Below are 22,553 nucleotides of genomic sequence, written 5' to 3' on the forward strand. Positions count from 1 at the left end.
CAGTATACTTGTTTGGAAAGTATCCGATATATTGATAATTGTTTCAAATGAAAATCCCTTACCAGGAGAAACGTCTCTAAGTTTATATTCGGGAATGAGCAAGCAAGAAGCGAAATAGTCTGCTTCCACTTCTATCATGTTATTTCTTACCAGGTTAGTAAAAGATGGATGTGGATCAAACTTGCCAGATCTCAAACCTTCACGATGTTCATCTAAAAAATAATGGCCAAACTCATGTGCCCAAGTAAATCGGCTTCTTTTCGATTGTGGTGCATTCCCACGGTCAATATTTAAATGAATGTGAAACTTAGAACCATCAAAAAGAAGCATTCCATCAAAGAAATTTTCATAGTGATCATAATAGAAAGGAATATCCTCGAAAAGAGCTATTCTTTCGAGATCAGTAATAAATCCGTTAGAATATTCATTTACTATGAATGCAGTAAACAGTTCAATCTGTTTCTTCTTCTGGACCGGAATCTCCATTATCTTGATTTCGCCTCATTTTCTTTAAGATGTGCTCAGGAATATTATTGAAATTTCTGGCGGCCATTCTCCAATTTTGAGTGGTTTGCTGATCTTCAACATTTCCATCTGCTTGGATTTCTTCAATTTCCCCTGACATTATTTTCTTAGGGTCAAGGATATCTACTGATAGCTCATGATCATACTCTTCAAATAGCTTCTCAAACCGTGCTAATTCACGATGATCCCTTGGAAAGAGAAATCCTAGGGAACCAAGCCATTCGTTGATATTATCGGTAGTAATATGTTTTTTATCCTTAGCCATAAATTTCTATATACTCCTTGATTTTTTCATTTGCCTGATGCCGGTAAAACCTGACAGAGCTTTGTGTTAAGTTGAGCTCCGCTCGTAATCTTTTTAATAAGTGTCCCGGCAAATTATGCCCCTCCACAAAATGTGCTTCATAAGTCAGGTATATGATTCGGTGTTTTTCTGAAAGCCTCTCAAGTGCCTTCTTAACTATTTCATACCGCTTCTTGAGAATTCCTCTTTTTTCAACAGCATAATTGTCGTAGTTCGGTTCAGGCATTTTATAAACAATATCTTCTTCACCTGTATAAGGCGAATTTTGCTCATTCCGCCAATTAATCAGTTCCCTTTGAGCAATTCTGTATAAATAAAATTTAACGCCTGTATCATGATCAGCAGCCCTTGATTTTTCATGGTTGTATTTGGGATATTTCCAAAAACGGTGAAACGTTCTTTGTGATATCATGGTCGCCACCTGCTTATCAAGGCCATTATTTTTACAAATGACCTCACATTTTTTTACCAAATCCTCACCAAAACGAAAACAGAAGACGTGAAAGGCAGCCTGGGCGGCTTTTTCAAATCCATCATCGCCCTTCATCTTGATATACTCGATGATGTCTTCGGTTGTTTCGTCTTCGTATTCCTGCCAGTTCACTAGGTTCTCATAAAGCTATACCAAAAAGCGTTTATAATGATTTTGGTAGTAGGGTGAAAGCATGTTTTACATTAAAATTCGAAAAATTATGCAAAATCCAAAATTTCAAGTCTTCAAAAGCTCAGCAAACAGTGAGTATTACTATCGGTTAAGAGCAAGAAATGGTGAGATTATCCTGAATGGTGAAGGGTATAAAACCAAACAAGGGTGCCTGAATGGTATAGCTTCAGTAAAATCAAATTCTCCCTATGATAGTCGATATGATCGTAGACAATCTGTAAATGGCCAATACTATTTTAACCTGAAGGCCTTAAACGGTGAAATCATCGGCCGTAGTGAGATGTATGTGACTCGGTCTGGCATGGAGAATGGCATCAGTGCTGTAAAAAGGGACGCACCGACCGCTCCCATTGAGGATTTAACTTTGGCAGGAGCGTATTAGTGCTCCTGCCCATTTTTTTATTTGGAAGGGGGACGATGTTTTATATAGATCCGGTTAAATCAAGATTTTATGGTTCCCCCAGCCTTTCAAACAAAAATCTCACAATCTCCGGGCGAAGCAACTTAGTGTGTTTGGTATAACCGAACTGCTGGAGATCTTCAAAATACATGTGGATCCAGGCGGAGAAGGTTTTGGTGCAAACGTGGTACATCTCGGCCAGTTCATATTTGTAGTAGGCCTTGATTTTAGGCACGTCTTCATCCTGGAGAGCAACGGGCATCATTCGGGCAGCAGATGACTGGGAGGCGGTATGAGAAATAGATCTTTCCATGTTACAGGGTGTCCCCTCCCATTTTTTTCCATATACTCAAGGGGATTTCTTCACGCAGGGCCGTGTCAAAATGGTAGGCTTTGATCATGCCTTCCCAGGCCGGTTTAGTTTGTAGGATTTTAAACAGAGCCTTCAAGTCAGTCAAGTCTTTGGCAGGAAGCTCAGGATTTTTTCTTTTGATCTTATCTTCCAAAGGCTTCAGCTCTTTGGCGGTCAACTTGCGGTTCAGCCCCTTAAGTTCAATGGCGTAGTAGCTTTTGCCTTCATGAGCTTTCTGATTGAGGTACTGCTGAATCTCACTGGCCGTGAACATGCCTTTTCTGATCAAGCGATCATTGCGATTGAACACCGCATAGCGTACTTTCTTATCTATTGGCTTGTTTCCCGATGTGACTACTTTCTTCATTAGTACTTCAGGATTTTAAGATCAGATCGTTTCCAGCCTTTTTTGAGCATTTGTTTTAATGCAGACTCGGCTTCCTTCTTGGTCTGATACACTTTGGGTTTGGATTGCACCCGGTACTTTTCGCTAGCTTTTACTTCGCTACCGAAAATGGCATAGCCTTCTCCTCGCTTGACGGGTTTGGCCTTTTTCGTTAGCTTTCTTTTTCTCTTTAACAGCTTATCGGCTGCTTTATCTGCTTCTGCAGCGGTAGTGTAAATCGCGTGTACTCTATCAATCGTCAATCCTCCCAGAACCTGACGGAACAGTCCGGCCAACGAATCCGGTCGGCCATCGAACACATCCACTCGCTCAGAGTACTTGGTGGGTTTATACACCACATAGAATTTATTGAGATCAAGCTTCATAACTGAATAAGTTTAAGTTGTCCGTTCCGGTCTATATACCCAAGCGTATTTTGTTGGTAGCATTCTTCCGGTATCAGTTCTTCTCCTATGGTATTACCCAGAAAGCCGCCCAGCAAAATGAAAGGGTAATAGTCCTCTATTTTCAACTGTTTAGCCATCAAGAACCCAGCCATAGAGCCGATGAGTGCCAACCCTGCTTTCTTCGTATTTTTAGATAACTTCATAGCGTCTGGAGTTAATAAAAGAATTGGCCACCACGGCTATTGAAGAGGCAATCAAAGATGTCCAGGCAGTAATACTCAACGTTCTTCTGCGCTCATCTCGAAAGTCAACCAATGTCAACGTAAAGCGGTTGTCATGCATACTGCGATGAATTTTGGCCAGCTTCATAAATAAGTCGTAATCTTCGGCATTGGCAAAAACCAGACACCCAGCAGAAAAACTATCAATTACCTTGGCTGACCCGGATTGTCTAGCCCGGTGAATGTTGATCCCGAACTTTCCAGTGTCGGGGGAACCGCTTTCGAACCAGTTGAAAATGCCCTTACGATCATAATCACGAATGACTGTAACATCCTCTACCTGAACTACAGCCTCATAAATCCCTCTGTGTAGTCCAATGGCATAAGCATCCATATATTGACCTTTTTTCAGAAATGCCGTTCCCTGGGGATGCATGGGATTATCGAGCCAATACTGCCCCGGGTCGGTGGTGGCTGGAAAGACATGATATACCCACTTTCCGAGTTCATTTTTGTAAAACACATGGATTTCGTCATCAAAGCGGTTGCTACGAACATACTTGCTCCGGTAGGCCACTATATTGAGTTCATAGGGCTTATCAAAGAGCTTATAGTCTTTGCTGCGTAGTATGTTTCTTGTTTTGCTGAGCATGAATTTATGGATCAATGAAATTGCTTACTGCCCACACCTGTCGCTGGATCCTTCGTTTGCGATATACGCCATCACCTTCTCGTGAGCCATCGTCATTGGTATTTCCTTCCACCGTGATCACCCAGGCATCCTGCCATTGGTCTATAAAACCAATATGGGCTGGGCGTTTCAACCTTTCGTACCAAATCAGGAAGACATCCCCCGTCTGTGGAAGTTGTTTCATAAACTTGCCTCTTTGGTAGATCAGGTTTTGCTTGGTGGCATAGCTCGGCACCCATGCACTTTTCGGGTGCTCCACATCCACCTGCTGGTAACACCAACTTACGAAGGCGGCACACCATGCATAGCCAGGGTCAAAACCTACGGAAGCTAAATATTGCTCCACATTCTCTCCTCGGTTTGCTCCGCCTTGCTCACGGACACCTACCTGGCTGAGATATATTTTTTGTAGCTCGTTTCTTTTGCTCAGATGATCCTGGCCAGAAAGACTGCTGCAAACAAAAAAGCAAAGAAGATAGCTGTAGATAATTTTAGCTTTTGCCATGAGGTAATGGTTTTAAAGTCTTGAGCAAATTGATGGTCCAAATAATCATCGGAAGTGGGCCAGATCAGCTTCATCAGGATGCGAACGATCCCGTGAAGTAAAAACAGGCCAATAATCGCAAACAGATAGACCTGGAATACCCCCGCATCATAAGTAGCGGCAGTGGGATCTATTTTGCGAAGGAACCAGGCACTGTTGGCCCAGAGAAAGAGCGCTACGGCTATGGACGATAATTCCCGCCATACTTTCAGGTAGTTCCACAACCATTGCAAGACCGGAACTACATTCGTTTTTAACCATTGTTTGAGTTTGTTCATCGCTAAATCAGTTTTAAGTTTTGTGTAGGGGCGTATACGGTCACCCCATTTTCAGTAATGATTTGGGCTATGCCCTTATTATTATTGGCCAGATAGCCTACTATCGTTCTGGGCGGAATGGCTGGCAATATATAATCCCCCTGTCCGTTGCGCAGCATCGTATGTTTTTGGGTAATGGCCACATTCAGAGCCTGGCTATCTTTCAAATATTGTTGCAGCTCCTCCAGGGTCTCCAGTTCGCCCAGTCCGGACAAGGTCCATGTGCCGGACGGGCTTTGCTTTAAGCCCATACGGATGAACTCAGCTCTGATCTTTACCTTAGCCGGTTCGTTATTTTTAAAAGCTACGCTGAGCAAGGCATTCACTGGACTGGTAACTCTGACTCCTCCGACAATGGCATTAGAAAAATGGCTTCTCACTGCCAGATAATCATTCGTATTTTGCATTTGCTTCAGGGCAGCCAAGGCAGCAAACAGATTGCGGCTGTTGGCTGCTTTGAGCAGCTCGTCTGCAATGGCCTTGCTACTCAGGGTGCTGCTTTGAGCAGAAGTGCTGCTGCCCACAATTTTGCTGAAAGTACTTTCTGAAACGGTGGTGCTATAGCCTGCTGCCCGGAGTGCTTTTTCTGTTCCACCACCAAAAACTCCATCAGGTGTGCCGTCTGGCCGGATGCTGGTGCTGCGGATATGGCTGGCGGATTCTCCTCCCAGTCTGAGCAAGCCTTGCTGAAGTTGCTTGACCAGCTCACCCCTTGATCCGCTTCTCAGTGGGAAGAAACTACTGCTCGTAGTTCGGGGAACTGAGGCAGGCAAAGCCGGGATGATATTATTAACAGTAAGTCCTTGTCCGCGTTGCATCACCGCCCTGTCCTGCAAATAATTGTACAAGAGATAGCCACCACCTAATACCGCCCCGGCTCCCAGGCCATAGATGATGTATTTTCGTTGAACACCCGTCTTTTGCTTTGGTACCGGTTGTTTCCGATTTGCCAATGTGGGTTTTGTATTGCGTTTTCGTGTCTTTGTTGCCATGATCAGGGTTTTGAATTGATAATCTGTAAAGCGGTGGCGAACTCTTCGGAAGAGAGTTCGTCTTTCAGGTCAGCGGCCAGGTTCCTTCCGTAGAGGTCACGGTAAGCCCGCTGTACTTTGTTCATCACCGAACTGGTCGGAATGGCCTCCAGCACAGCAAATACGGCTGCCTCATCGGTGCCCCAACCGAAATAGTTGTCATTCTCAAAGGCCATTTTGAGCTGGGTGGCAAATGCGGCCGGATTACCTTCTGTCAGGGCCTGGTTTTCCCGAATACCCTGTTTGAAGTTTTTCACCACTGCTTTAATGCCCAGAAATACACCAGCCGCTGCACCTACCGCCAGAATAGTAGAAGTCACCTGACTGCTGATGCTAATCCGGGGACGGTTTTGCCAGGCCAATTGCCCGGCTTTATATGCTATCGCTGGTACGGCCATTACTTTTTGATTCCGAGTTTCATTTTCACCACATTGCGTACAAAAGCATCTGATTTGAAGATTTTCTCCATCTTGATGATGCCCTCCACTTTGAAGGTGGCCACCATCGTTTCGAAGGCTTTTTTGACCTGGTTAACTTCTACCTGGTTTTTAGCTTTCAGTTTGATATTGAGGTTAAATTCTTCCATTAGCTTAGATTATTTCTTTCCGATTGTTCTGTTTGCTTTTGCTTGGACTTTCTGATCTTTTTCATCTGGTTGAGGTAGTAGATTACCTTGGTAACCATAGTGGCATCTTCCTTGACCTGCTCACCGAGCTGGCTGACCATCTGCACGACTTGCTCAAACTGCTCATCGTCAAACAACTCTCGGAAGTACTCGGAGATGTTGAGCAGGTTTTGCTGCTCTTCAGAGAGGTTGGCTGCCGGAAGTAACTGCTTCACATCTTCACCACTCAGACTTCCCAGGGTGGTAGCCAATCCCTGCATTTCCTTGGGGTACTTGCTGGCCAACCCATTAATAGCACCCGGCAGCAGCACTTTGCCCAGCTCTACCAGGCTGAGTTTTTTGACCAGCTCCTCAATTTCATCGCATTTTTCTTCCAGTGCCTCTTCGGACTTTTCTAGTTCTTTCTCCAGCTTTTCTATGTCCTTCAGCAAACCGGCATTTTCCTTTTTCAAAGTATCATAATCACGCTTAAGGAGTTCGTCTTTTAGCAACCCCTCCACCTGGTTATGAATGCCATTGAGCGACTCATCCCTGCTTCGGCTTATTTCCTCCAGCTTTTGCTTGAGCTGCTCATTTTCCATAGAAAGCTTCTGTAGTGCCAGTTTGTCTTCAAAGGAGTCACCAGTAACTTTTACAGGTGCAGTATCCGGTTTTTCTTCGCTGACCCGCGTAGGATTATCCCGTAGTACCTGCAAGTGTTTCTGTGCCCCGCTGAGTTTATACTTTACATACGCACTTTCATTCTCCAGCCCCAAAGCTTCCATTTCTTCATACTGCTCATCGGTTAGTCTAACGGATCCGGGTCTTCTGATTCTGTCTGCTTCCATATCACCTCATTTTAAGATCACCTGGATAAACTTTACTTTTCTGGTTTCGGAGGATTGGTTCAGGATTTCAATCCGATCCGCATGCTCGTGGGTGTTTTCTGAGAGACGGGGATTGTTGTAATCATACTCCCCAAAATCTGAGCTGATACGGATGCCGGATTCGGCTTCCAGCAATATCCAGAGTTCGTTAAAAGCAGCTAGTTGGATTTCCTGTTTTGGCTCCAGGTTCAAATCTTGGAATACCATCCGGTAAGATTGAAACCCACGTTCCTGCACCCTTTGAGGGATGTATCGTATGGCCAGTTCTTCAGTCATTTTTCAATTATTCGGGTTCTTTTTCAATCATCAGCCAAAGTTTTACCTTGTAAGGCCCGGTGGTATATCCCACATCTTTAAATGCTCCGGTTACATAATCACCGCTGATTTCAATATCCATAGGATGAATAGGCAGATTCGGAATTGGCTCGTTCAGTTCAACATCGTTGAAGTTGCAGTTCGTATCAAAGTTGAACAGGTAACGATCCTGCTTGAGCCGGTCATGATCCCGGAAGACTGAGGTGGCTTCAATCACTTCGGTTTTCATCTCTATGCCTTTTGGGCTGAATATGGATAGTTCTCCCAGTATCATCAATTCAGTCATCATCCTCTTCATCGTCATCTATATCACCGTTACCATTTCCTCCTGACGCTGGAATTACCTCCAGTTGCACTTTACCCAACCCGGCATATTTACTTTCCCAAACCCAATAGTCTTCTTTAAAATCTGTCCAGAAATCCCTGATTTCTACCACCACCGGATCTTTGAATTTATCCTGGTGACCATTCAGCTTCAGCTCCGACATTTCCAACCGTTTAGGCTGGGCGTAGTACAGTTTTTCACCTTCCTTAACTTCAATCTGATACACTATCGGCTGACTTCCGATTAGATCATCTTTCAACCCGCAGACCAACGCTTGGTTGATATGAGTATCTGGCGCACTTCCCACATAGACCCGGTTATGGTGCATCATATGATCAGAGGCATCATGCGTGATGATCACTCCTACTACCTTCCGGCTGCCATGTGGTACTTTTTCTTTAAAAGTTCTGTACTGCCCGTTTTCGGTGATGGAAATTTCCACCGGTACAAAGTGTCTTTTGATGAGCAGTTTCTCGGCTACTTCACCTTCCAATGTAGGCGGTATGGTCACTTTTCTGATCATATTTCCTCTTCCAATAACAGCACCACAGATACCTGATAGCCATTGCCCAAAACCGCCCGCTCATGGTCTTTATCCTCGTAGCGGATTTTGACAGACAGGTCTCCAGGTTGAACTTCACCCAAATCAAAGAAACGCTCCCTCGGTGCGACACTGATGCTGGAAATCAGGATTTTGCTGTCAAAGCCTTCAGGGAAAAGCTCATCTCCTCCAATCTCTATTCGTTGCGATCCGCGATAGTAGAGCTTGTTGGGAAAATCGGAAGTGAGTTGTAATCCCTTCACAAAAGCGGTCTTTTTGGGCAATTCCCACTTTTGAGGAGTGTACAGCTTGTTCGCTTCATTTACCTGAAAGCTGAAAGTCTTCCGTATTTCCCGGGTCTGTTTTTCCATCAGTGTGCAGATTAAGCAGGTACAGTTGAGGTACCGGCCAGTACGACCTTGATCAGGGTTTTGTCCGGGGCATCATCACCCAGCTCGATGGTGAACTCAAACTCCTCGTCATCACGAATAAATCTCGGGTTTTCCAGATAATAGGTACCTAGGTTGACCTGAAGGTTGTTGTCGGTAACGAATTCCTGCATCGGTCGCTCATCCACAATTATCTTTTTGTTGGCCACAAATGTCCAGACCCCGTTCTGAAGACCTGCCACCGCTTTGATGGAATCAAAGTTGGCAGACTTGATCAATTGCTTCCAGGCGGTATCGGATTGGGGCAACTCACCTTCAAACTCTTTGGCCAGCAAGATGATCCGATTGCAAAGAAACAGCCGATCTTTAGGCAGCTTGGATTGGGTCACGTTGGTCACCCCAATCTCCTTGGCATCCTGGGTTTCAAACATGTGGATGGTAGCCCGGTCGCCTCCGTATTTGATGGAGTAATAGGCACTATCAGACAACTGCAAGCGGCCTTCCTTGATCCCTTCAGCTACTTTAACCATAGCCGGGTCGTGCTTCTTGCCCTGCTCCCGGAGTGAGAGGTGGGCATTGACAATTTCCAGAAATTGTTCTCTTGAATTTTTACGTATCATGTTTATTAGAATTTAGTATTGAGTACAGAGTAGTTAGATGATCTTCATAGCGTAAATAGCTTGTGGCTTATAGCTTTCAACTTGAAGCTTTTTAGGCCACAGCATTGAGTTCCAGTGCGTCAGTGCCCTGTAGTTCCGTAATATCAGGATTGCCAAAAGCTCCCAGATCACCCACGGCCTCATTGCTTTCAAATCCTGATTGTTCCTCTATGAGACTTTCAGCATTACCATCTTCCAATTGGCGTATGATCTCATCTACTTCAGATGTATCAAAATTGCCGATATCGCCCATGTAGCCATTGACCATCAGTACTTCACTGTCTTCCTTGCCATCCAGGCCAAGCTTTTCGCTCAGTGAGGGAGACAATTTGTCCAGGTACACTTTCTTACCCAGGGCCTTCAGAGATGATAATGCCCGGTTTTTGGCATTGCCAATTTCATTCTGAAACCCATCCAGGCCGGATACATTCTCTTCGCTTCGCTGGGCAAAGCCATTGGAAGCCACCATGCCCACCCCGGCTGAAGTAAGCCAGTCGTGCTCGTACCAGGCTCCACCGAAGATGGTAGCTGCCCCGATCCAGAGCGAGTGCCTGCCTACAGCCGAACCAGCCAGCATACCGACCAGGCCTGAGCCAAGGTTTTTGCCTGTTTCAATCAGGCTGTCTTTTACTGTTGCCTTTGTTTTCATCGTATTTGTATTAAAGTTTTCATTTACAGTAGCGCAGTAGGTACCAGCTTCCTGTTTTTTTTGCGCACACTTTTCTTTTTCGTCTTGGATTTACCACTGCCTTTAAATCTTCCCTTCGTATCCCTGGGAATGCCGTCCACAGATTTGGACTTTTCCTTCTTTTTAGACTGCTGGACTACATAGTATATACCGCCACCGGCTACCAAGACTCCCGCACCAATCAGCAGTGGGGTTTTGTGCTTTTGAAAGAAGCCCTGCTTTTCTGGCCTTTCATCGGTCGTTGTTACTACCGAAGTGGATGCAGGTGCCCTCCTGACCAGCGCGGTGGTTGTAGGAGCAGGTGTGCTGGGGGATTTAACTGGCAGGGTCGGAGAAGTAGCTACAGGCCTGCGCACCAGCGAAGTGGTTTGCGGACTGAACCTGACCAAGGGTTTTGGGATAGGCTGCGGTTGCAGCACCGAGGCTGAACCACCGCTGGGTGTTGGTACAAAAGATTTGGCTGTGCTCACCAGGCTTTTGACGTCACTCTGGGTTTTCTTGGCTTTGTCAAATACCCCAGTGATTTTATTAAGTAAAGCGGAAATAGTACCTACTGCTCCGGAAGCGGCAGCAACTGCGGTTCCGGTCACCACCACACCTAAACCTTCTACTTCAATGCCATCATCCAGTAGTTGTTCCACCTCATCGGCATCTGCTTCCACGATCATTTTTTCAAAAGGATCCACATAATCATCCGCTGCGGATAAGGGACTGCCTAACCCATAACCACTCAAGGGTACCGCTTTATCGCGATTGCCTTTACCAGTAAGAATGGCTTTTTTGAGGTTTTCTTTTTTGCCACCGGCCAACTCGTAGATTTTATCCGCTTTGCTGATGGCTTCCTTTAGCTTAGCAAACCCACTCATATTCATGCCGCGCTTTCGGGCTTCCGCATCACTGAGGTAACCAAAACGAAGGCGTTCAGCCACTTTCATCAGGTTGGTTTTCATCGCCAGCAAAAAGCCATTTCTCAAGAGAATTGTTGCCGGATTCAGGTAGCGGTTCACTGTTTTTACTACGGGAGTAATCACTTTCTTAGCCGTGAACTTGGCCGCATTGGACACTCCTTTGGCCACCGGTTTGATCACTTTCTTGCCAACAAACTTGGCCGCATTTTTTAAGCCCCTGCCAATCTTCTTGAAAAAGCCCAGCTCGCCTAAGCCATCAATCACATACAGGTTTTCTTCGGCATCAGCATACATGATTACATTGCCGTTTTCATCCTGTATTTCGTAAGCGATATCCGGGCTTTGGACATAGCCCAGAGCTTCCAGGGCTTCAATCTGCTGGCCGCTCATTTCTCCTTCCTCCATAGTCTCAAAGTCTATGTCCTGGATATCGACATTATCCAATCCAGAGGCGGTAAATCCGTCTAGTCTATGCAATTCCATAATTAATCATGTTAAAATTTCTGTTAGTTTATAAGCGCCTAAACCTATTCCTAAGGCCAGCAGAATTCTTCCTGCCACTCCTAAACCTTTTTTTGTCCTTTCTCTGGCCAAAGGTGAAGTTGGATTGATTAAAGCTTCCTTTACTTTCACCTTTGGTTGGGGGTGGGTTATTTGCAATGCCGACTGGGGCGCGTTTTTTTGCTCGGGTAACTTTCTGATAGTAAGCTTATCTGATGTTGTCTCCTGATTTTTCATTGGATCAACCCTTCTTACTTGTCGCAGAGGTAACCTGGGTTGTTTCAAATTATAAATGCCCAAGCCATGTATCAACAAATCAGCTGAGTCCACACCACTGACTTCCCGGATTCCGTTGATCTCGTCCACTGATCTGCGGTCGGCTATATCAAAATCCTTAGACTCAGAGTAAGGCACTTCATAGTTGAAGTGGTCAGTGACGCAATCCAGAATGATATAACCACTCCTGGTTGGCACAATGGGATAGATATGTTGAAAGTAAGGTTTGCCACCGTATTTAGTGATTCTTACCCTGTGCGAAATATTCAGGTTGGTAAGAATGCTAGAAATGAAAACGGTGTAGCAATCGCAATCCACGCCTTTCTTCCGATCCGCCCAGGTACGGGACGGTCGTCTGACCTGTTCTACCCCGGTTTTGTCACGGGCATACTGGATGTGGTTGTACACAAAATCCCAGATGTTTTCACAAGTGCCTTTTAGTGTCCGACCTTTCAGGGTTTTGGCAAGCAGTGCAGTATCACCTTTGGTTTCCCTTACCACTTGCTTGATCAGGTTGATGGTATGGTGCAGCCTGGCACTTCCTTCCGGACGGATCACTTTGTCCTGTTTGATGCTCATGGGAAAGAGTTTATCGAATTCATGTCCGGAGGCGATATATCTTTTCTTCAGTGCCTGCATCAGATATTGAGTTTGAGGGTTTCTTGCTGACTATAAGGAATACCGTTCACCTTGGTAGTGATGGTGGAAACCACATCCAACACGGCTTTTTGTCCACTGCGAATTTTTTGTACTAGCTCGGTACCCAGTACCTGAATAAGAGAAAGCCACCCGGCAGACTGGATGGTTAGGTTGAAAGACTGCTCTCCATTGGCCGGTAATTGGATGGTCTCGTCCTTCACCTGGGAAGTACCCAAGGAAGCCTCTTTGTAAGTGAGGTTGACAAAAGGATACTGGAGCGAAAGGTTGATAGGGTTGGGATTCTGTAAACGAATGTTGGCTTTGAGTTCTATGCCCGACAGGCTGACTTTATTGACCTGCAAGGACGTCCGGGTCACAATAGTCTTAGAGGCTTGATTGAGCCTCAGCAAATACCGGCCTACGAAAAAAGCGGCCGCTCCACCTACTATCCATTTGAGCATTTGATTCGGATTTTTTGCTCAAATGAATATTTATTTTCTATGCAGTCCAAGAGGGCTTGGCAAGGCTTGTTTTGGTCAGGGAAATCCGGTCAAAATCAGTTATTTTTAGGATTATGAAGGGTTTTCGTGCAAGTACCTGCTGGCTTCTGGCACTTCAATTTCTAATGGTTTTATTCGGTTTCTAATGGATGATCAGTTTTTTCAAATACGGTTTGTGAGCAAGGCTGAACTGGCCGAAAGGTTCGGCATCAGTCGGGAAACGCTGCGCTTGAAACTGAAAGAAGTTGAGGGGCTGAATACCGGAAGACGGCAGTTGTTGTATCCCTGGGAGGTGAGGTTGGTTTACTTATACTTTAGTTCCGGTAGATAGTACACGTTCATTTTAACTCTAAATACTCTAAATAATGAACACAAACAAATCGCAATTAAGATGATCCCTCAATTTAACCGCGAACGGTTTATACTTAGTGAGATTCAAGTACTAAAGGTGCCTATTTATAACATTTTTTAAACCACTGCTTGAATTGGTTTATTTTTATAACGAAATTAGTACCATGAGTACCCAAAATGAGTCAAAAATAAACCAACTCTTACGGCTACAGCCGCCCGGTGTTGTATTATTAGCCTCCTGGCTAACTGAAAAAGGATACAGCCTTGACTTGCAGAAGCGATACCGAAAAAGCAAGTGGTTGGAATCCATGGGTTCCGGGGCTATGAAGCGAACTGATGAAAAGGTGGACGTTACAGGTGCGCTATTTGCTCTCCAGTCTCAAAAGGGCATGAGCATACATATAGGTGCCAAGTCGGCCCTGGCTTATCTGGGTAAAGTGCAGTATCTGGAGCTTCACTCCAAAAAAGTTTATCTCTTTGGAGATAAGGATGAAAGATTACCCGCCTGGTTCAAACAATACCAATGGGGTGTTGAGATCAATTATTTAAGTACTTCTTTTCTTCCTCCCGGTTTGGGGTTAACTACTATAGACCAGTCCACTTTCCAACTCAAAATATCCGGTGCAGCCCGGGCTATGATGGAATGCCTGTACCTGGTACCGGAAAAACAACAACTGGTGGAATGCTATGAACTCATGGAGAGTTTGAACAACCTGCCACCGGCCAAAGTGCAAACACTACTGGAAGCCTGTACTTCCGTGAAGGTGAAGAGGCTATTCCTGTATCTGGCAGAGAAAGCTAAACATGCCTGGTTCAGGCATCTAAAGTTTGATCAAATAGATTTGGGTAGCGGTAAAAGAAGCCTGGTCAAAAACGGGACTTACGTAGCTAAATATCAAATCACCGTACCTCAAGAACTGGAAAACTATGGCCACTGAAATATACCGCAGACAGGTAGCTCTATTGTTCAATGTACTTCCAGAGGTGGCCAAAGAAGAAATCTTTGCGTTGCACGGAGGTACGGCCATCAATTTGTTTGTTCGCAATATGCCACGTTTATCCGTAGATATTGACCTGACCTATCTTCCTATTGAAGACAGAAAAGATTCATTACAAAATATATCGGATGGCCTTTCCAGAATAAGCGAAAGTATTCTCACAGTCTTGCCCAAAGCTAAGATATCCCTTGTTGAAGAAACCTCAAAGCTTCTGATCGCACACCAAGGTGCGCAAATCAAACTGGAAGTAAACCAAACCAACCGGGGAGCCTTGCATGATCCCGATATACTGCCATTATGCGAAAAGGCGCAGGAAGAGTTTGAGGTTTTTTGTGAGGTGCCAGTCATTGGTATGGGCCAACTCTACGGAGGTAAAATATGCGCTGCCTTAGATCGTCAGCATCCGAGAGACCTTTTTGATGTGAAGTACTTTTTAGCCAATACTGAATTCACTGATGAGCACAGAGAAGGGTTGCTTCTAGCTATTCTCAGTAGCAACCGCCCAATGGAAGAGTTACTCTATCCTAATCTTCTTGATCAAAAAACTACGCTGACCAATCAATTTGAAGGAATGACCAACGAGTCTTTTGAATACTCGGATTTTGAAAAAGCGAGGGAGAATCTTATCATAGCAATCCACGAATCTCTAACAGGCCGTGATAAAGAGTTCCTGTTATCCGTTCAAAGTCTTCAGCCCGACTGGAGTATTTATGATTTTGAGCGTTTTCCGTCTGTTCAGTGGAAGCTTCAAAATTTGGAAAGGCTAAAAGAAGATAATTCAGCTAAGTATCTGGAACAGTTGAATGGGTTGAGATTAAAATTGAATTCATAAACGTCTCTATTATGCACTATCTATAAGCTGTGATTTTTAAAACTGAATGATTATTTTCAAAGACAAAAATGTATGAGCGATCTATCAAATACGGCCTCAATAAAATAACAGGTGAACAGCTCGATGCTGATGAAATTTTTTCTAACACCAAAGAAGCTTTTGCCTTAAAAAAGCAGTTTATTATTGAAAAGCATGTGATACATTGTAAGGAATGCGATCAGGAGTTATTCATCACCACTAGTAAATATGACAGACTACATTTTAGACATTCTCCACAATCAAATCCTTGTATTTTAAAGCAGAATAACCTCAGCTCAGAGGAGTTTGAGGCGATTAACAAAATTATTGCTGCTAAAGAAAGCCCAAGACACAAGTATCTGAAAAATAGAATCGGTTCATTAGCACTCAAAACTCCTGATGTTGATACAGAATCTGTACAGATAGATGATAAATTTATTATTGTGGGAAGTGAAAAGAGAAGGCCAGATGTGTACTTCTCATACAAAGGTTATCAAATAGCCTTTGAAATTCAGCTTTCTGCACTACCACTGAAATACATTCTTGATCGCCAGAATTTTTATACTAAAAATGGTATTTACCTTATCTGGATTCTAGACGATTTCAATGTCCATGGGCAAACACAAACCGAAAGAGATATAAAGTACCTCGACAGTCACCAAAATTTCTTCAAGTTGGACGAACGATCAGAGGACACTTTACAACTTCTTTGCGATTTTAAAAAGCCATTTTTAAACTCTGAAAATGATCTTAGGCATAAATGGATACAAAAGCCAGTCACTCTTGAACAACTAACTTTTGACCCTAACACTAAAAAAGCTTACTACTTTGATCTTGAAAAGAACAACAGGTCGGAAGTAGCCAGACAACAAAAGATTGCTGAGGAGATAAAGCAAAGACAAAAAATAGAAACTCGGAAACGAGAATTAGAAACAGCGGAGGAAGAAGTTGATGATATGATAAATTTTATGAGACACCTCTACAAAAATGATCATTTTCCTTTTGAGAAGGAGCTTAGTAAGCTCGTGCATTTTAACGAACAACAAATACGACTTCTCAACAAGAAACTTTCATTTAAGAATAAGCATGCCCCAGAAACAGGTCGGCCTTTTATCATTGAAATGATTACATCCCAAACACACCCAAACTTTTTGCAGTTTATACTAAGGGCTAACCATATTGAGAAGGATGTAAATGTATTGGATAGAGAAGGTTTATCAGCACTTCAATACGTATTTCAACCTGAATATTATGCTTATCGAGAAATAGTTGTCAAATCATTATTCAAAGCCGGATATGAATTGACCACATCAGACAAAGCATTTTTTGAACAACAAAATACTACCGCCAGCAACCAGTTGGAAGCAGAGCGGCAATATTTACGGATTCAATTTTATGAGAGGTTAAGAGGCAGGAGTTATTATATTGATGATGTAACAAATATTGACAGAGTGATCTATACCCTGCAGTCCATTCACGACAATAAAATACAAGGCTTTAATTTGAAAAATTTTGTAGCCTTAACCAATAATGCGATAGAATATTATCCCAAACATTGGGTCTATATTGAGAATGCATTAAAAATCAAATGCCTTTGGGATATAGTCATTAGTTCTGACAAGAAAATGAGCTTTCAAAAGAAATTAGCAAAACACAAATCATTGAACATTGACTATGATTTTCGTAATCATGGGTTGATCAACATTCTGTTCCCGGAGCTAACAAAAGAAGTAAATCCGAATATCTTTTGATTTAGTCAGGCTGTAGTGATTTCTTTAGTTGATTTTAATAATATCAGCTTCCAATACGTATTCTTATTCTATTGATTAATCTATTCCTTTACCTCTTCTTTTTGTTCACTATCAAAGTATCGGATATCAGCATTAATGAACGGTTTCAAAACCACGCATTCATATATATAGAGTTTAAGTATCACTTTGCTAACTTTAATATTCTGATAGCACCGCGCATTACAAAAGCGAAAACAATGCCTCCAATCGCCAGGTCGGGCCACTTACTTTCCAGAAAATAAACCAGTACACCGGCCAGTATTACCCCTCCGTTGACGATGATGTCATTGGAAGTGAAAATTGCACTGGCCTGCATGTGGGCCTCTTTGCTTTTTGCCTTGTTAATCAGCCATAGCGAGACCAAGTTACCCGTTAAAGCCAGCAGGGAAACAATAATCATCCACTGGAAAAGGGGTGTTTCGCTTTGGGTGAAAAACCTGCGTAATACTTCCGAAAAGCCAAGCAGTGCCAGCCCCATCTGAAAATAACCACTGATCTTTGCTACTTTTTTCTTACGGGAAATAGCTGCTCCCACAGCAAATAGGCTCAGGGAATAAACAATAGAATCAGCCAGCATATCCAACGAGTCGGCTATCAGGCCCATGGAACTGGATATCCATCCGGTGGTCATTTCGGCTACAAAAAATCCAAAATTGATGCCCAATACCCACCACAGTATTTTCTTTTGCTTGGTCTCGTCTTCGGCAATGGGCATTTCTGCCTCAGAAGTACCTTGTAGTTGATCGTTGAGGTTTAGTTCACTGATAGCATTTTGTATAGGAAGTACTTCATCCTGATGAAATACTTCCAGCTTCCGTGCCGGAATGTCAAACTCCAGGTGCTTTACCTGGCTCAGAGGTTCCAGCTTCATGCGGATCATTTGCTCCTCAGAGGGGCAGTCCATATTGGTTATTTTGAATGTGCTTTTATTCATGAAATTCTGTATTTGGATGAATGCCAGCCCTTTTAAATATGGCTTTTAGATCCCCTTCTATTTTCATTGGCTTGAGGGGCGGTACGTTGGCTCCTCCGGTATTTCCAACCGGAATCTTTCCAACAAAAGACTTAACACCCCCTACAAGTAATCTGGGAATTTGACCAAGTATTTCTTTCGCACTTTTTATATGAACCCCAAACAGCAGCATTTTCCAGTGAACATAGCTGTGATGCCAGGGATATGCCTGACCTATTATATGAGCTCGCTCAAGATGGTGCCAGGCTCCCTGAAGATTACCGGCTTTAAATTGCTGATCATATTCATTCAGTTCTCGTTTAAAATAAGGCTGAAGCTTTTTAGGCATGATGGTATTTAATTTCATATCAATCCGATTAGGTATTTCAAAAGGCTTTTTTTCATAAGAATCAAAGGCTTAACTATTATCTCTCTTATAAGCCAACAACCTCAACGCATTAAATACTACCACCAGGGTAGAACCCTCGTGGATTAACACTGCAATACCGATATTGGCAAACCCGAAAATCGTGGCGGGTATCAACAAGGCCACAATACCCAAACTCATCCACAGGTTCTGTTTGATGATCCCTTTTGACTTCCTGCTTAGCCCGATAGCAAAGGGCAAAGTTTCCAGCTTGTCGGCCATCAGGGCAATGTCTGCTGTTTCGAGAGCTACATCGCTTCCTGCCGCTCCCATAGCAATTCCTACGGTACTGTTGGCCATGGCCGGGGCATCATTCACACCATCGCCAACCATGGCTACTTTGTCTTCTTTTTGTCTAAGCTCCTTAATGGCTTCTACTTTTTCTTCCGGCAGCAGACTGCCCCAGGCATCTGTAAGGCCTATTTCTTTAGCTACCGCATCGGCCACTTTCTGATTGTCTCCGGTAAGCATGATCATGCGTTTGATACCAATCTTTTTCAACCGCTCCAGGGTATTTTTCGCTTCTTCCCTCGGGGTATCCATCAGGGCGATGATGCCGAGGTAGCTGTCATTTTGCCGGATCAGCATGGTGGTATTACCGGCTGACTCCAATGACTTTACTTTTTCTTCAATGTCATTAGATGGTTTGTAATCATCCAGCGACTCAAACAAGTCTAGATTACCAATGTAAATCTTATCGCCATTCAAATTTGCTTTGATGCCTTTTCCGAGTACGGCTTCCAAATCTTCGGCCTGAGGTATATTGGCAGCTTTCAGGCGCTCTTTTCCATCACGCACTACGGCTTTAGCCAAAGGGTGATCACTGAGATTTTCTACAGCAATGGCGGTTTTCAACAGTTCTTCTTCGCTCACTTCACTCAGGGTAATTACTTCGGTAAGTTTTGGCTTTCCTTCGGTTAGCGTACCGGTTTTGTCAAAAGCCAGGGCCGTGAGCACACCCAGGTCTTCCAGTGGCCGCCCACCTTTAATGAGCACACCGCTTTTGGCGGCCCGGGCAACCCCACTCAAAACAGCACTCGGAGTAGAAATAGCCAAGGCGCAGGGACTGGCTGCCACCAGCACGGCCATAGATCGGTAAAAGCTTTCACTAAAAGTTTCATCAATGACCAAGAAAGCAAAATTCAACAGCACTACTAAGGCCAGCACCGAAGGCACAAAATATTTCTCAAACTTATCGGTAAACCGCTGGGTGGGCGACTTTTGGGTTTGTGCTTCATTGACCAGCTTCACCAGCCGTGACAAAGTAGAATCTTTAGCTTCTTTGATCACCTTTATTTCCAGCGAGTTGTTGCCATTGATGGTACCGGAAAACACCCGGTTTTCATCCTTTATTTCGCTTACCTGTGACCAGTCCTTGTCGGGATCATCCACCGGTTCCTTGTCCACTGGTACACTTTCTCCGGTGATTGGGGCCTGATTCACACTGCTTGTGCCATCTACTACTACACCATCAGCCGAAATTTTGCTGTTGGGCTTTACCACGATGATATCTCCCAAGCTCAAATGCTCAATGCCCACTTCCTTAGTTTTGCCGTTCTTTTTGAGTAATGCGGTTTTTGGGGCCAGTTCTGCCAGGGCGGCAATGGATTTGCGGGCTTTGTTCATGGCATAATGCTCCAGGGCATGGCCCATGCTGAAGAGGAACAGCAGTAAAGCACCCTCCGCCCATTCACCCAAAATAGCCGCACCAATGGCTGCCACCAGCATGAGAAAGTCAATCTCAAAGCCTCCTTTGGAAACAGTTTCTACCGCTTCTTTAGCCGTATAAAAACCACCAAAGAAATACGCTGCGATGTAGAGCGTCAAGCTTACCCATGAAGGAATAGCTTCTACATAAGAAAGCCCAAAACCAATGCCGAGCAGTGCCCCGCAAATGATAGAAAAAATCAGCTCGGTATTTTTGCCGAAAATGCCTCCGTGTGAGTGGTCGTGATCTTCCCCTTCCTCATGATCATGTTCTTTTTCCTGAGTTTCCCTTGTTTCAGATTTGCTGGCCTGCTGTAAAAATCGCTCTGCACTTACCCGTGTATCGGGGATGTCCAGCCCTTCTTTCCTTAACGATTTCAGTATCTCCGCTTCATCTATTTTGGTAGTATCAAATTCCAAACGCACCAGGCCGGAGCCTGAGACGGAGGCTTCCAAAATCCCCTCTTTGCTCCGGAGATTTCGCTCAAAGTTACGGGCATGCCGAGTGTGCCGTATCCCCTCAACTTCTATGAGTTTATGGCCAAACTTCTTGGTGATTTCTGCCCCGGTTTGCTCCGCTAATTTTTGGATTAGGTCAATGGATATCACCTCAGGATCGTAGTGAAAGCAGAGCTGTGGAACACCATTATCAGTTTCATCAGCCACATGCACTTTTTCCAGGCCTTGGGTATCCTGAAGGCGGCCGATGAGTTTATCTACACATTGATCTTTTTCATCCGGTACTTCCGGCAGCATCACCGGTATTTGTACTTGTAGTTTTTTCATGTTAATCGCTTTTTGGAATGCTTGAACAGACATCACAAACTCCTTTCACTACCAGATTGGCTTCTTCAGGTTGATATCGTTCAGGCAACTCTATATTGGGTATTTTATAGCTGGTAAGGCATTTGGTTTGTCCGCATACTCTGCAGTGAAAATGTAAATGCAGATCTCTTTCTATTTCACATTTACACCCATCTTCACATAAAGCATATTTGGGCACACCGGTACCATCATCAATGCTATGTACCATGCCATTTTCTTCAAACACCTTCAATGTTCGGTAAAGAGTTGTCCGATCAGACTTTTCAAATGCCTCATAGATATCCGTAAGGCTCACTGCGGCATCTCTTTCAAGCAAGTATTCTAAAACCAACAGACGCATGGCTGTTGGCTTAATTTCGTGTGATTTTAAATTTTCTTCTAATGCTCTGATCATGATTCTTCTATATTAATGGCCATGCTCAGTGGAGCCTTTTTTCATTTCTGCAATTAGATAATAAGCATTATTCCAGGCTACCCTCGCTCCCTCCGGCAAAGGTTCCAACAGGTTGATCTCTACCCAACCATCATTGCTAACACCAGTTCTTATTTCTATCGGCCTAAATTCCCATTCTGTTTCTCCTTCTTCTTCTTTTCGTGCTTCAGCCAGAAAGATGTAGGGCTTACCCTCCTCTTCAATAATGGCTTCTTCCGGCAGTGCCTTAACTGTTTTACTTTCAGTATGGATTTTTCCATTGATGTACATACCCGGTATTAGAAAATCTTCTTTACTTTTTATTTCGGCATGCACATGCACCGCCTTGGGATTTTGCTCAAATTTTTTACCTACCGAATAAATTTCTGCTGAAAGCTGAGAGTCCGGAACCGATTCTATAGTAAAAGAAATTTTTTGTCCTTCTTTCACCTTATATACATCTTTCTCAAATACCATCAGGTCGGCATGCACATGCTCTGTATTAACAATCATGAACATTTTGGTTTGGGGTTCTACAAATTGCCCTACCTGTATCAACACTTTTTCAATGTTGCCGTCAATGGGGCTGACTACTGGCACATTTTGGTAAATGTCACCCTCTTTTACTGTTTTAACATTAATACTCAATTGCCTTAACTGAGCCTCTAATCCTTTGACCTCACCCTTTATAGACTGGTAATCGGCCAGGGTTTCCTGATAGGCTTTTCCAGAACCTACTTCTTCTTCATACAGCCTTTTTTGCCGCTGCATCTCCTTCTCAAGGTATTGCAGTCGACTATAAGCTTTAACATAATTGGTTTGCAACTGGGTAATATTAGGATGAGAAATGTAGGCCAATACTTGCCCTCTCTTAACTTTATCCCCTTCAATTACTTTGATTGAAGTCACGTTTGCACCTAGTATGGCCGTTACCGTGGCTTCATACTGAGGGGGCACTTCCAGTTGTCCGTTGGCTTCTACCACCCCGGATAAAGCCCGCATGGGAATGCTGTCTAATTTCATCTTGAGACTGTTAAACTTAAGGTCAGACAAGTATACCACGCCCATTTCTTCTTCACTGTGGCCACCTTCTTCACCTTCTGTATGGCTTTCCTGCATTTCTTCAGCCGTATCAGCCGATTTACTACCACAGCCTGTAAATACAACG

General features: G+C 43.9%; 32 protein-coding genes. 4 read left to right on the top strand and 28 right to left on the bottom strand.

Features of this window, described 5'->3' with window-relative positions:
* The 3 genes from E1176_RS18585 to E1176_RS18595 all read right to left on the bottom strand — a co-directional run.
* Positions 1-486, bottom strand: a 486-nt coding sequence (locus tag E1176_RS18585) for an ImmA/IrrE family metallo-endopeptidase (RefSeq protein ID WP_155212551.1), incomplete at its 3' end; no start/stop codon positions are given.
* Entirely contained in the window at positions 452-790 is a 339-nt protein-coding gene (locus E1176_RS18590) for a hypothetical protein (RefSeq protein ID WP_155212552.1), read from the bottom strand. The genes E1176_RS18585 and E1176_RS18590, both read right to left, overlap by 35 nt.
* On the bottom strand, positions 783-1,433 hold the full coding sequence (locus E1176_RS18595; RefSeq protein WP_155212553.1) for an RNA polymerase sigma factor: 651 nt from the start codon (positions 1,431-1,433) through the stop codon (positions 783-785). Before E1176_RS18595 ends, E1176_RS18590 begins: the two co-directional genes overlap by 8 nt.
* 88 nt (positions 1,434-1,521) lie before the next feature.
* Here E1176_RS18595 and E1176_RS18600 point away from each other — a divergent pair, with 88 nt between their 5' ends.
* Entirely contained in the window at positions 1,522-1,875 is a 354-nt protein-coding gene (locus E1176_RS18600) for a YegP family protein (RefSeq protein ID WP_155212554.1), read from the top strand.
* Between the two features lie 67 nt (positions 1,876-1,942).
* On the opposite strand, the gene E1176_RS18605 is transcribed toward E1176_RS18600, so the two are convergent.
* The 20 genes from E1176_RS18605 to E1176_RS18700 form a co-directional block, all read right to left on the bottom strand.
* Positions 1,943-2,206, bottom strand: coding sequence for a DUF4248 domain-containing protein (locus tag E1176_RS18605; RefSeq protein WP_222933180.1), 264 nt, complete (start codon positions 2,204-2,206; stop codon positions 1,943-1,945).
* 1 nt (position 2,207) lies between these two features.
* Positions 2,208-2,612, bottom strand: a complete 405-nt coding sequence (locus E1176_RS18610; RefSeq protein ID WP_155212555.1) for a hypothetical protein — start codon at positions 2,610-2,612, stop codon at positions 2,208-2,210.
* Positions 2,612-3,016: a hypothetical protein gene (locus E1176_RS18615; RefSeq protein WP_155212556.1), complete on the bottom strand. Its 405-nt coding sequence runs from the start codon at positions 3,014-3,016 to the stop codon at positions 2,612-2,614. The genes E1176_RS18610 and E1176_RS18615 overlap by 1 nt, the downstream gene beginning before the upstream one ends.
* The gene (locus tag E1176_RS18620; RefSeq protein WP_155212557.1) at positions 3,013-3,240 is read right to left on the bottom strand and encodes a hypothetical protein; all 228 of its coding nucleotides are present in this window, start codon (positions 3,238-3,240) and stop codon (positions 3,013-3,015) included. The genes E1176_RS18615 and E1176_RS18620 overlap by 4 nt, the downstream gene beginning before the upstream one ends.
* Positions 3,227-3,910, bottom strand: a complete 684-nt coding sequence (locus E1176_RS18625; protein ID WP_155212558.1) for a hypothetical protein — start codon at positions 3,908-3,910, stop codon at positions 3,227-3,229. The genes E1176_RS18620 and E1176_RS18625 overlap by 14 nt, the downstream gene beginning before the upstream one ends.
* A gap of 4 nt (positions 3,911-3,914) precedes the next feature.
* Entirely contained in the window at positions 3,915-4,454 is a 540-nt protein-coding gene (locus tag E1176_RS18630; protein ID WP_155212559.1) for a CHAP domain-containing protein, read from the bottom strand.
* A complete protein-coding gene (locus E1176_RS18635) occupies positions 4,376-4,771 on the bottom strand; it encodes a hypothetical protein (RefSeq protein WP_155212560.1) in 396 nt (131 codons plus the stop codon). The genes E1176_RS18630 and E1176_RS18635 overlap by 79 nt, the downstream gene beginning before the upstream one ends.
* Positions 4,772-4,773: 2 nt before the next feature.
* Positions 4,774-5,802, bottom strand: coding sequence for a peptidoglycan-binding domain-containing protein (locus E1176_RS18640; protein ID WP_155212561.1), 1,029 nt, complete (start codon positions 5,800-5,802; stop codon positions 4,774-4,776).
* 2 nt (positions 5,803-5,804) lie between these two features.
* Complete coding sequence (locus E1176_RS18645; RefSeq protein WP_155212562.1) at positions 5,805-6,239, bottom strand: hypothetical protein; 435 nt, start codon at positions 6,237-6,239, stop codon at positions 5,805-5,807.
* Positions 6,239-6,427 (bottom strand): hypothetical protein, encoded by a 189-nt coding sequence (locus E1176_RS18650; RefSeq protein ID WP_155212563.1) that lies wholly within the window; start codon positions 6,425-6,427, stop codon positions 6,239-6,241. Before E1176_RS18650 ends, E1176_RS18645 begins: the two co-directional genes overlap by 1 nt.
* On the bottom strand, positions 6,427-7,293 hold the full coding sequence (locus E1176_RS18655; protein WP_155212564.1) for a hypothetical protein: 867 nt from the start codon (positions 7,291-7,293) through the stop codon (positions 6,427-6,429). Before E1176_RS18655 ends, E1176_RS18650 begins: the two co-directional genes overlap by 1 nt.
* A gap of 6 nt (positions 7,294-7,299) precedes the next feature.
* On the bottom strand, positions 7,300-7,608 hold the full coding sequence (locus tag E1176_RS18660; protein ID WP_155212565.1) for a hypothetical protein: 309 nt from the start codon (positions 7,606-7,608) through the stop codon (positions 7,300-7,302).
* Positions 7,609-7,615: 7 nt separating this feature from the next.
* Positions 7,616-7,876, bottom strand: a complete 261-nt coding sequence (locus E1176_RS18665) for a hypothetical protein (protein WP_155212566.1) — start codon at positions 7,874-7,876, stop codon at positions 7,616-7,618.
* A gap of 49 nt (positions 7,877-7,925) precedes the next feature.
* Entirely contained in the window at positions 7,926-8,495 is a 570-nt protein-coding gene (locus tag E1176_RS18670) for a hypothetical protein (protein ID WP_155212567.1), read from the bottom strand.
* The gene (locus E1176_RS18675) at positions 8,492-8,884 is read right to left on the bottom strand and encodes a hypothetical protein (protein ID WP_155212568.1); all 393 of its coding nucleotides are present in this window, start codon (positions 8,882-8,884) and stop codon (positions 8,492-8,494) included. The genes E1176_RS18670 and E1176_RS18675 overlap by 4 nt, the downstream gene beginning before the upstream one ends.
* Positions 8,885-8,895: 11 nt before the next feature.
* Positions 8,896-9,522, bottom strand: coding sequence for a hypothetical protein (locus E1176_RS18680; RefSeq protein ID WP_155212569.1), 627 nt, complete (start codon positions 9,520-9,522; stop codon positions 8,896-8,898).
* 91 nt (positions 9,523-9,613) lie between these two features.
* Positions 9,614-10,210: a hypothetical protein gene (locus tag E1176_RS18685; RefSeq protein WP_155212570.1), complete on the bottom strand. Its 597-nt coding sequence runs from the start codon at positions 10,208-10,210 to the stop codon at positions 9,614-9,616.
* Between the two features lie 23 nt (positions 10,211-10,233).
* Positions 10,234-11,640, bottom strand: a complete 1,407-nt coding sequence (locus E1176_RS18690) for a hypothetical protein (protein WP_155212571.1) — start codon at positions 11,638-11,640, stop codon at positions 10,234-10,236.
* A gap of 6 nt (positions 11,641-11,646) precedes the next feature.
* A complete protein-coding gene (locus E1176_RS20800) occupies positions 11,647-12,573 on the bottom strand; it encodes a transglutaminase-like domain-containing protein (protein ID WP_185152876.1) in 927 nt (308 codons plus the stop codon).
* Complete coding sequence (locus E1176_RS18700) at positions 12,573-13,034, bottom strand: LEA/WHy family protein (protein ID WP_155212572.1); 462 nt, start codon at positions 13,032-13,034, stop codon at positions 12,573-12,575. The genes E1176_RS20800 and E1176_RS18700 overlap by 1 nt, the downstream gene beginning before the upstream one ends.
* Positions 13,035-13,588: 554 nt before the next feature.
* Here E1176_RS18700 and E1176_RS18705 point away from each other — a divergent pair.
* The 3 genes from E1176_RS18705 (at position 13,589) to E1176_RS18715 (ending at position 17,023) form a co-directional block, all read left to right on the top strand.
* A complete protein-coding gene (locus E1176_RS18705; protein ID WP_155212573.1) occupies positions 13,589-14,362 on the top strand; it encodes a type IV toxin-antitoxin system AbiEi family antitoxin in 774 nt (257 codons plus the stop codon).
* Positions 14,352-15,254, top strand: coding sequence for a nucleotidyl transferase AbiEii/AbiGii toxin family protein (locus E1176_RS18710; RefSeq protein ID WP_155212574.1), 903 nt, complete (start codon positions 14,352-14,354; stop codon positions 15,252-15,254). The genes E1176_RS18705 and E1176_RS18710 overlap by 11 nt, the downstream gene beginning before the upstream one ends.
* Before the next feature lie 68 nt (positions 15,255-15,322).
* The gene (locus E1176_RS18715) at positions 15,323-17,023 is read left to right on the top strand and encodes a DUF6035 family protein (protein ID WP_155212575.1); all 1,701 of its coding nucleotides are present in this window, start codon (positions 15,323-15,325) and stop codon (positions 17,021-17,023) included.
* A gap of 181 nt (positions 17,024-17,204) precedes the next feature.
* On the opposite strand, the gene E1176_RS18720 is transcribed toward E1176_RS18715, so the two are convergent.
* From E1176_RS18720 to E1176_RS18740, 5 genes are all read right to left on the bottom strand, one after another.
* Positions 17,205-17,996, bottom strand: a complete 792-nt coding sequence (locus E1176_RS18720; protein ID WP_155212576.1) for a cation diffusion facilitator family transporter — start codon at positions 17,994-17,996, stop codon at positions 17,205-17,207.
* Complete coding sequence (locus E1176_RS18725; protein WP_155212577.1) at positions 17,989-18,381, bottom strand: DUF3703 domain-containing protein; 393 nt, start codon at positions 18,379-18,381, stop codon at positions 17,989-17,991. Before E1176_RS18725 ends, E1176_RS18720 begins: the two co-directional genes overlap by 8 nt.
* A 51-nt stretch (positions 18,382-18,432) precedes the next feature.
* Positions 18,433-20,934 (bottom strand): heavy metal translocating P-type ATPase, encoded by a 2,502-nt coding sequence (locus E1176_RS18730; RefSeq protein ID WP_155212578.1) that lies wholly within the window; start codon positions 20,932-20,934, stop codon positions 18,433-18,435.
* Position 20,935: 1 nt separating this feature from the next.
* Positions 20,936-21,367, bottom strand: coding sequence for a Fur family transcriptional regulator (locus E1176_RS18735; protein WP_155212579.1), 432 nt, complete (start codon positions 21,365-21,367; stop codon positions 20,936-20,938).
* 12 nt (positions 21,368-21,379) lie between these two features.
* The coding region (locus E1176_RS18740; protein WP_155212580.1) for an efflux RND transporter periplasmic adaptor subunit at positions 21,380-22,553 on the bottom strand (1,174 nt) is incomplete at its 5' end.

The organism is Fulvivirga aurantia (assembly GCF_009711475.1).
GTDB classification, from domain to species: Bacteria; Bacteroidota; Bacteroidia; order Cytophagales; family Cyclobacteriaceae; genus Fulvivirga; species Fulvivirga aurantia.